The sequence below is a fragment of the Streptomyces hilarionis genome, from assembly GCF_024539675.1.
GTDB classification, from domain to species: Bacteria; Actinomycetota; Actinomycetes; order Streptomycetales; family Streptomycetaceae; genus Streptomyces; species Streptomyces hilarionis.
The window spans coordinates 1-7958 of the sequence record NZ_JAHHIT010000247.1; the positions used below are offsets into that span (position 1 = coordinate 1).

Genomic DNA, 7958 nt, shown 5'->3' on the forward strand with positions numbered 1-7958 from the left:
CCGCGGCCCCGGCCCGCAGCCCCCGTCCCCTGTTCCTCTGACCTGGTGGGTCCGGGCGGTCCGGTCGGCCTCGCCCTCGTCCGCCCGGCCTGCCTTGTGGCCCCGTCGCCCGTTTCTACTCGTCGTCCCCCCGGTCCGTGCCGACCAGCTCGGCCAGGGTGTCGGCCACGAACCTCTCGGTCCGGGCCTTGTCGACGCCGAGGCCGCTGAGCACGCCCTCGCCGTTCTCGTGCTCCAGCAGGGCCAGCAGAAGGTGTTCGGTGCCCACGTAGTTGTGGCCGAGCCGGAGCGCCTCGCGGAAGGTGAGTTCGAGGACCTTCTTGGCGTCCGCGCCGTAGGGGACCAGCTCCGGCGGCTCCTCGACCGGCGACGGGAGCGCGGCGGTCGCGGCCGCGCGGACGGCGTCCGGGGAGACGCCCTGCGCGGCGATCGCCTTCGCGGCGAGACCCTCCGGTTCGGCCAGCAGACCGAGGACCAGGTGCGCCGGCAGGCCCTCGGCGTTGCCGGCCGCCCTGGACTCGTTGTGGGCCGCCATGACCACGTTGCGCGCGCGGGGGGTGTAGCGGGCGAAGTTCTGGTTGGCGTCCAGGTCGGCCGACTCCTTCGGGACGAACCTCTTCTGGGCCGCCTGCCGGGTGACGCCCATGCTGCGGCCGATGTCGGTCCAGGAGGCGCCCGAGCGGCGGGCCTGGTCGACGAAGTGACCGATGAGGTGGTCCGCCACGTCGCCGAGGTGGTCGGCGGCGATGACGGCGTCCTGGAGCTGGTCGAGCGGCTCGTTGTGGACCTTCTTGATCGCGTCGATGAGGTCGTCGAGACGCACGGACGACGTGGTGCCGGGGCGTGGATTCGTCATGTGTCAACCGTAGGTTGACAGAGGGAGGGTGTCAACCCGAGGTTGTCAGTCGTGCGGCGGGAGGCGTTCGGCTCCCGTGACACGATCGACCGGTGAGCAGCACCGACGACACCCCGTCCGACACCGTCGAACGCGCCTTCCGGGCCGCGCTCCACGACAGCGCCGACGCCGCCCTCGACACGGGCGCGTCGCTCCTGGCCGCCGACCCCGCGACGGACGCGGAAGTCACGCGCAGGGGCGTGGAGTTCGTCGCGGCGCTCTGGCGTCGGGGGTGGCAGCCCGCGGACGCGGTGCGGATCGTGCGCCGCGAGCTGGACGCCGTCCATGTGGGGCTGGCGGCGGCGCTGATCCGCGCCCAGGCGCGCGACGACCGGGCGCGCGGGCGGCGCTGGACCGAGCAGCTGGCGGAGCTTCCGGCCGACCCCCCGGGGTCCGCCGACCGTTTCTCGCACGCCGTCGCGGTCCTGGAGCTCTACCGCCTGCTGACGCGTCTGCCCGCCCTCGAACCCCTCCAGGAACGCGAGCCGCACCGTTCCTTCCGCCCGGGGACCCACACGCGCATGCTCACCCGCATCCGCGCCCTGCTCGCCAAGGCCGAGGCGACCGGGTTCCCGCAGGAGGCGGAGGCGCTCACCGCGAAGGCGCAGGAGCTGATGGCCCGGCACAGCCTGGACGAGGCGCTGCTCGACGCCGAGGCGCCGGACCCGGACGCGCCCGGCGCCTGCCGGATCGGCGTCGAGCCGCCCTACGAGCAGGCCAAGGCGGTGCTGCTGGACGCGGTCGCCGCGGCCAACCACTGCCGGGCGGTCTGGAACGAGCGCTTCGCCTTCTCCACGGTCGTCGGCTTCGAGGCGGACCTGGAGGCGGTCGAGCTGCTCCACACCTCGCTGCTGGTGCAGGCGCAGTCCGCGATGGCGAAGGCGGAGGCGGCCCAGCGGGCCGGGGGGCGCAAACGCACGAAGACCTTCCGGCAGTCCTTCCTCGCCGCCTACGCCCACCGCATAGGCGTCCGCCTCGGCGAGATCGCCGCGACCGCCGGGACCGCGGTCGACGACGCCCTGCTGCCGGTCCTCGCCACGCGCGAGGTCGCGGTCACCGCCGCGACGGACCGGATGTTCCCGCAGACGGTGTCGACCCGTCTGCGCGGGGTCACCGACGAGACGGGCTGGACCGAGGGCGCCGAAGCCGCCGACCGGGCCAGGATGCGCTCCCGGCCCCGCCTGCCGTGACGTCCCGCTCCTGCGCGTCGCCCCCGCGTGCCGGGACGCACCGCCCGCCGCGGCGGCCCCGGGGGCGCGTGGGTCAGTCGCCCGCCTGCGTGAAGGCGCTGACCGTGGCGTCCGGCACGCCCTTGCTCTTCAGCGCGACGTCGCCGTACGACCAGTCGAAGTCGACCGTGGCCGAGGCGTCCGGCAGGCCGTACTGCGCCTTCTTGACGGCGAGGCTCTTGTCGCCGCCCCTCTCGCCGCGCACGTAGGTGATCGTGAAGGAGGCGGTCCCCTGAGCGGGAAGGGTCAGCGTCTGCGCCGCGGCGGCGCCGTCCTCGGCCACGGTCGCGGAGTCGCCGTCGGCCTGGAGGACCACCTTGGGGAAGCCCTTGAGGGTGCACTGCGCGCCCTTGTTGGTGAGCGTGACGGTGACGTTGCCCGTGTCCCCGGCGGCGGGGGCGGCGTCGACGGGCCCGACCTGCTGTCCGAGGCCGTCGGCGGCACAGGCGCCGCCGGCGGGGCCGGTCGAGCCGCCGGCCTTGCTCTCGTCGCCGCCGGAGCCGCTGTCGTCCCCGCCTCCGCAGGCGGTGAGGAGCAGGGCCGCGGCAAGGGCGGTGACGGTGAGGGGAACGGCGCGCATGTGTGATTCCTAGGGTCTCGGGACGGTGCTCGATGGATCATCACGCACGCGCGCGGCGATCCTTCGCGCGCCCCCCGTTTCCGTGACGGCCCGGCTACCCGAGCCCCGGCGTCGGCAGCCCCGAGGGCCACTGGCCGCCCTGCGCCTTGGTGAACGTCTCCTTGCCGGCCGCGCCCGACCAGGTCACCTCGAGGGTCTTCGCGTCGACGGAGTCGACCATCCCGGCCGTGCGGTCGTCCTTGCCGACGCTGCACTTGAGGCGGATCATCCGCATGCCCGCCTCCTTGCCGGCCGTTCCGCTGCACACGGCCCCGCCGGTCACGAAGAGGGCCGCCTGCCGACCGGTGACGATCAGGGCGACGGCCTTGCCGTCCGTCGTGGCGAGCCAGCTCCCCTCCAGTTCGTGGGAGGCGGACGCCGAGGCCGACGCGCCGCCGGTGCCGCTCGTGGCGCCGGCGTCCGCGGTCGCCGGCGCGGACGGAGTGGCCGAGGAACCGCCGGACCCGCCGTCGCCGCTGCACGCGGTCAGCGTGAGCGCACCCGCCAGCGCGGCGGCCGCGGCCGCCGCGCGCACCGGCGGACGGAACGGGCCCCGCGAGAAGATCGCCGAAGTCACTGCTGGCTCCCAAGCTGTGCTGTAGCGGGCCGGCCGGGCCGCCGGCCGCGTGGACCGCGGGGGCCGAGGTCCGCAGCAAGCTACCAGCAGGCCCGCGCGGAGCCCCGGGGTGGCCCGTGACCTCGTCCGCGTTCCGGTCCGGGCCGATCCCCCCTGCGCGCCCGGCGCGAACGGGAACCGGGCCGTCTCCGCCCGCGCTCGGGCGTCCGCTGTCCGGTACGCGCCCGTCCCGTCCGCTCCCGGGCTGCCGGAGACCACCTTTCTGCGCAGAGGCGGCCCCTCGTCCGCGTGGACCGTCTCCTTTGTTCGTACGAGGGAATGCACTCCGAACGTCCACGCGATCGGGCCGTGCGTCTCCTCGCGTGCCCGACGACCGGCCGATCGGTCGCTCATGCGTCGGGCCGTCCAGGAATCGTCCCGGCGCCCGCCCCCTCGTGGCGGCGTGGGCGCGGCCGGCGGCGGTGACGTCGCGGACAGGAGGGGTCCGGGGCCGCGGGGCCCTCCGGACCGGCGGCCGCCGTCTGCGCCGGGCGGTGGGAGTCGTGCGGGTGCGAGCGGATGCCGGGAATCCGGCGGAACGGAGGCCCCCGGACCGGTGCCCGCGACACGCGCCGTGTCCGTCGCGGGGGATCCGGTGTCCCCGCGACGGAACAGGACGGGCATGCTGAGCGTCTGTTCCTCATATGCGAATGGTTCGATCCGGACGACTTCCGCGGGCGGCCTCCTGCCGGGCCCGCGAAGCGGAACGAGCCGGGTAAAGCAGGCGTCAAAGCTGTAACCACTCAGGCACCCCGCGTGCACGTGCATCTGCTCATGCGACTGCACGTGAACGGGGCTATGATCCGGGACAGTTGACAACGGCACCCATGGCCACACAAGCCAGTGCACCACCAGGGAGCGACCTGTGGACCACCACGTTGACGGGGGGCACGACGTGTACAACGGCATGACGGCCACACAGCTGTACGGGGTTGCCTGGCAGAAGAGCCGGCACAGCAACTCGCAAGGCTCGTGCGTCGAGTTCGCCCGGCTCCCGGGCGGTGACGTGGCCGTGCGCAACTCGCGTTTCCCCGACGGCCCCGCGCTCGTCTACACGCGCGCCGAGATCGAGGCGATGCTGCTGGGCATCAAGGACGGCGAGTTCGACCACCTGATCGCGAGCTGACGGCGCTCGGGATGGCCGCGGCCGGCCCCGCCCCGCCGGATCCGAAGCGGCGCCGCCTCCGCGTTCCGGCGCGACGCGCGTAGAACCGCGGCGTCAGGGCGCGCCGCGGTTCGTCACCGCGCGGGGGTGTGCAAGCGGAACAGCGCCCAGACGACCTTGCCGCGCAGGCTTCCGGAGAGCGGATGCCAGCCCCAGCTCTCGGCGAAGGAGTCGACGAGGAAGAGGCCGCGGCCGGACTCGGCCGAGAAGTCCTCGCCCTCCCGGGGCAGCGGGCTGTCGTGACTGGGATCGCGCACCGCGCAGACGAGGCGTTCGGTCCACCGCATCAAATGCAGACGCACGGGCGGATGCCGGTGATCCTGCACGGTCGGGATCTCATCGGAGGACAGCCCGTGTCTCAGCGCGTTGGTCACCAGCTCCGAGACGACCAGACAGACGTCGTCGAGACGGTCGCCCACGTCCCACTGGCCGAGGGTCCTCCGGGTGAACTGCCGTGCCTCGCGCACCGCTTCGAAACGGGTCGGCAGAGCGCAGGAGGCGGCGTTGGACACGGCCGCGGGATCAAGCGGCGGAAGGCCCTGCCGTAACGGCTCGAGCATGGTCGATCCATTCGTCCCCATGCGAGGCACTCCCGGGATTCGCGGTCGTTGCGATGCAGCGGTGGCGCGGGACCATGGTTTCGGATGCGCACGGTGGATGCAAGGGCAGATGCACGTGCACGTGACCGAAATGGACCCGCCCGTACCGCTTCTTGGCCATTTTTTCCGCCAACTTCTCGCTCATCACGGGCACTTCCCTTGCTTTCTCCTCACCCTTCCCTTGCGTCGCCGTGCGCGTATCCTTTGGTTTCTTTCCATCTCTGTAATCGGACGAGTACTGCTCGAAGTGTTTTAGTGGCAGACTGCGGCCCCTAGGACGGTTGGGGAGGCTGGCGAACGTGAGCGCGGGAGAGCCCGGATCGGTGGTGCGGCGGATGCTGCTCGGCTCGCAACTACGGCGGCTGCGCGAGACGCGCGGCATCACACGCGAAGCGGCCGGGTACTCGATCAGGGCGTCGGAGTCGAAGATCAGCCGGATGGAACTGGGCCGGGTGAGCTTCAAGACCCGGGACGTGGAGGACCTGCTCACGCTGTACGGCATCACGGACGACACGGAGCGCCAGGCGCTCGTCGGACTCGCCCGCGAGGCCAACGTGGCCGGCTGGTGGCACAGTTACTCGGACGTCCTGCCCAACTGGTTCCCCACCTACGTCGGCCTGGAGGGCGCGGCCGCCCTGATCCGCGCGTACGAGGTCCAGTTCGTGCACGGCCTGCTGCAGACCGAGGCGTACGCGCACGCGGTCGTCAGCCGCGGCATGAAGGGGGCGGGCGCGGCCGACATCGACCGCCGCGTGGCGCTGCGGCTGGAGCGGCAGAAGTACCTCGTCGCCGAGAACGCCCCCGACGTCCACATCGTGCTCGACGAGGCGGCGCTGCGCCGGCCGTACGGCGACCGCGAGGTGATGCGCGGGCAGCTCCAGCACCTGATCGAGATCTCGGAACGCCCCAACGTGCGTCTTCAGGTGGTGCCGTTCAGCCTCGGCGGGCACTCCGGAGAGTCGGGGGCGTTCACGATCCTGAGCTTCCCGGAGTCCGACCTCCAGGACGTCGTCTACCTGGAGCAGCTCACCAGCGCGCTCTACCTGGACAAACGCGAGGACGTCGCCCAGTACGAGCAGGCCCTCGTGGAACTCCAGCGGGACAGCCCCGGACCGGACGCGAGCCGGGACCTGCTGCGCGGGCTGATCCAGCTGTCGTAGGGATCGTCCCGCCGCGGCCGTCGACCCGCGGAAGTCCCCGCCAACTCCCCTGGATCAGCCGTACGATGACGCGTGATCAGATCGTGATGCCGATCGATCGCAGCCGATCGCAGCAGGGGATTGAGGGATCACATGTCGCCTTACTTCACCGACCTGGCCCAGCAGTACATCGACGGCACATGGCGTGCGGGCACCGGGTCCTGGGACATCATCACCATCAACCCCTATGACGGCGAGAAGCTGGCCTCGATCACCATAGCCACGGTCGAGGAGGTCGACGAGGCGTACCGGGCCGCCGCGCGCGCCCAGAAGCAGTGGGCCGCGACCAACCCCTACGCACGCCGGGCGGTCTTCGAGAAGGTGCTGCGCCTGGTCGAGGAGCGCGAGGCGGAGATCAGCGCCCTCCTCGTCGACGAGGCCGGCGGCACCTTCGGCAAGGCGGCCTTCGAGCTCCACCTCGCCAAGGAGTTCCTGCGCGAGTCCGTCCACCTGGCGCTGAGCGCCGAGGGCCGCATCCTGCCCTCGCCGATCGACGGCAAGGAGAACCGCGTCTACCGCGAGCCGGTCGGCGTGGTCGGTGTGATCAGCCCGTTCAACGTGCCGTTCCTGCTCTCGCTGAAGTCCGTCGCCCCCGCGCTCGCCCTCGGCAACGGCGTGGTGCTGAAGCCGCACCAGAACACCCCCGTCTCCGGGGGCACGGTGATCGCCAAGCTCTTCGAGGACGCCGGTCTGCCGCCGGGCCTGCTGAACGTCGTCGTGACCGACATCGCCGAGATCGGCGACGCCTTCCTGGAGCACCCGGTCCCGCGGGTGATCTCCTTCACCGGTTCCGACAAGGTCGGCCGCCACGTCGCGACGGTCGCCGCCTCGCACTTCAAGCGGACCGTCATCGAACTCGGCGGCAACAGCGCGTTCGTGGTGCTGGACGACGCCGACGTCGACTACGCCGTCGACGCGGCGGTGTTCAGCCGCTTCGTCCACCAGGGCCAGGTCTGCATGGCCGCCAACCGGATTTTGGTCGACCGCGCGGTCGCCGACGAGTTCACCGAGAAGTTCGTCGCCAAGGTGCGCACCCTGAAGGCCGGCGACCCGCGCGACCCGCAGACCGCGATCGGCCCGGTGATCAACTCCTCGCAGGCGGAAGCCGTCTCGGGCGTCGTCGAGCAGGCCATCGGCGAGGGCGCGCACGCGCTGGTGCACGGTACGACGGTGGGCAACCTGGTGGAGCCGTCCGTCCTGGCCGGTCTGCCCACCGACTCCGCGCTGCTCCAGCAGGAGGTCTTCGGGCCCGTGGTGTTCGTGAACACCTTCGACGGCGAGGAGGAGGCCGTGCGGCTGGTGAACGAGTCGCCCTACGGGCTGAGCGGCGCCGTGCACACCGCCGACGTCGAGCGCGGGGTCGCCTTCGCCCGGCAGATCGTCACCGGCATGTTCCACGTCAACGACGCCACCGTGCACGACGAGCCGATCGTGCCCTTCGGCGGCGAGAAGAACTCCGGGGTCGGCCGCCTCAACGGCGAGTCGACGGTGGAGGCCTTCACCACCACCAAGTGGATCTCGGTGCAGCACGGGCGCAGCGCGTTCCCGTTCTGACCGCGCGGGCGGGGCCACGGCTACGGCTGCGGCTACGGGCACGGGCGGGGAGCCGCCCGCCCCGGCCCGGCCCGCCCCGGCC

Annotated in this window: 8 protein-coding genes; 4 read left to right on the forward strand and 4 right to left on the reverse strand. The window is 72.2% G+C overall.

What is annotated here, in order from left to right; all coding sequences use genetic code 11:
• Positions 1 to 115: 115 nt before the first annotated feature.
• On the reverse strand, positions 116 to 856 hold the full coding sequence (locus KMS84_RS36555; RefSeq protein WP_256920852.1) for a Clp protease N-terminal domain-containing protein: 741 nt from the start codon (positions 854 to 856) through the stop codon (positions 116 to 118).
• Positions 857 to 948: 92 nt separating this feature from the next.
• On the opposite strand from KMS84_RS36555, the gene KMS84_RS36560 reads away from it, so the two are divergent.
• Positions 949 to 2085 carry a DUF2786 domain-containing protein gene (locus tag KMS84_RS36560; protein ID WP_256920853.1) on the forward strand — a complete coding sequence of 379 codons (1137 nt, stop codon included), beginning with the start codon at positions 949 to 951 and terminating at the stop codon, positions 2083 to 2085.
• A gap of 73 nt (positions 2086 to 2158) precedes the next feature.
• Here KMS84_RS36560 and KMS84_RS36565 read toward each other — a convergent pair whose 3' ends face one another.
• The gene (locus KMS84_RS36565) at positions 2159 to 2704 is read right to left on the reverse strand and encodes a DUF4232 domain-containing protein (RefSeq protein ID WP_256920854.1); all 546 of its coding nucleotides are present in this window, start codon (positions 2702 to 2704) and stop codon (positions 2159 to 2161) included.
• A gap of 94 nt (positions 2705 to 2798) precedes the next feature.
• Positions 2799 to 3320: a hypothetical protein gene (locus tag KMS84_RS36570; RefSeq protein ID WP_256920855.1), complete on the reverse strand. Its 522-nt coding sequence runs from the start codon at positions 3318 to 3320 to the stop codon at positions 2799 to 2801.
• Positions 3321 to 4266: 946 nt separating this feature from the next.
• On the opposite strand from KMS84_RS36570, the gene KMS84_RS36575 reads away from it, so the two are divergent.
• Positions 4267 to 4485, forward strand: a complete 219-nt coding sequence (locus KMS84_RS36575; protein WP_052183895.1) for a DUF397 domain-containing protein — start codon at positions 4267 to 4269, stop codon at positions 4483 to 4485.
• Between the two features lie 113 nt (positions 4486 to 4598).
• Here the strand turns inward: KMS84_RS36575 and KMS84_RS36580 are convergent, their stop codons facing one another.
• On the reverse strand, positions 4599 to 5084 hold the full coding sequence (locus tag KMS84_RS36580) for an ATP-binding protein (RefSeq protein WP_256920856.1): 486 nt from the start codon (positions 5082 to 5084) through the stop codon (positions 4599 to 4601).
• A 362-nt stretch (positions 5085 to 5446) separates the two neighbouring features.
• On the opposite strand from KMS84_RS36580, the gene KMS84_RS36585 reads away from it, so the two are divergent.
• Positions 5447 to 6283, forward strand: a complete 837-nt coding sequence (locus tag KMS84_RS36585) for a Sco1979 family transcriptional regulator (protein WP_498066961.1) — start codon at positions 5447 to 5449, stop codon at positions 6281 to 6283.
• A gap of 132 nt (positions 6284 to 6415) precedes the next feature.
• Positions 6416 to 7876, forward strand: a complete 1461-nt coding sequence (locus KMS84_RS36590; protein ID WP_256920857.1) for an aldehyde dehydrogenase family protein — start codon at positions 6416 to 6418, stop codon at positions 7874 to 7876.
• Positions 7877 to 7958: the final 82 nt, after the last annotated feature.

What these genes read in the sequence shown, in the direction of transcription:
- KMS84_RS36555 (WP_256920852.1), bottom strand. Translation starts at nt 856, where the DNA reads ATGACGAATCCACGCCCCGGCACCACGTCGTCCGTGCGTCTCGACGAC.
- KMS84_RS36565 (WP_256920854.1), bottom strand. Translation starts at nt 2,704, where the DNA reads ATGCGCGCCGTTCCCCTCACCGTCACCGCCCTTGCCGCGGCCCTGCTC.
- KMS84_RS36575 (WP_052183895.1), top strand. Translation starts at nt 4,267, where the DNA reads ATGACGGCCACACAGCTGTACGGGGTTGCCTGGCAGAAGAGCCGGCAC.
- KMS84_RS36580 (WP_256920856.1), bottom strand. Translation starts at nt 5,084, where the DNA reads ATGCTCGAGCCGTTACGGCAGGGCCTTCCGCCGCTTGATCCCGCGGCC.
- KMS84_RS36590 (WP_256920857.1), top strand. Translation starts at nt 6,416, where the DNA reads ATGTCGCCTTACTTCACCGACCTGGCCCAGCAGTACATCGACGGCACA.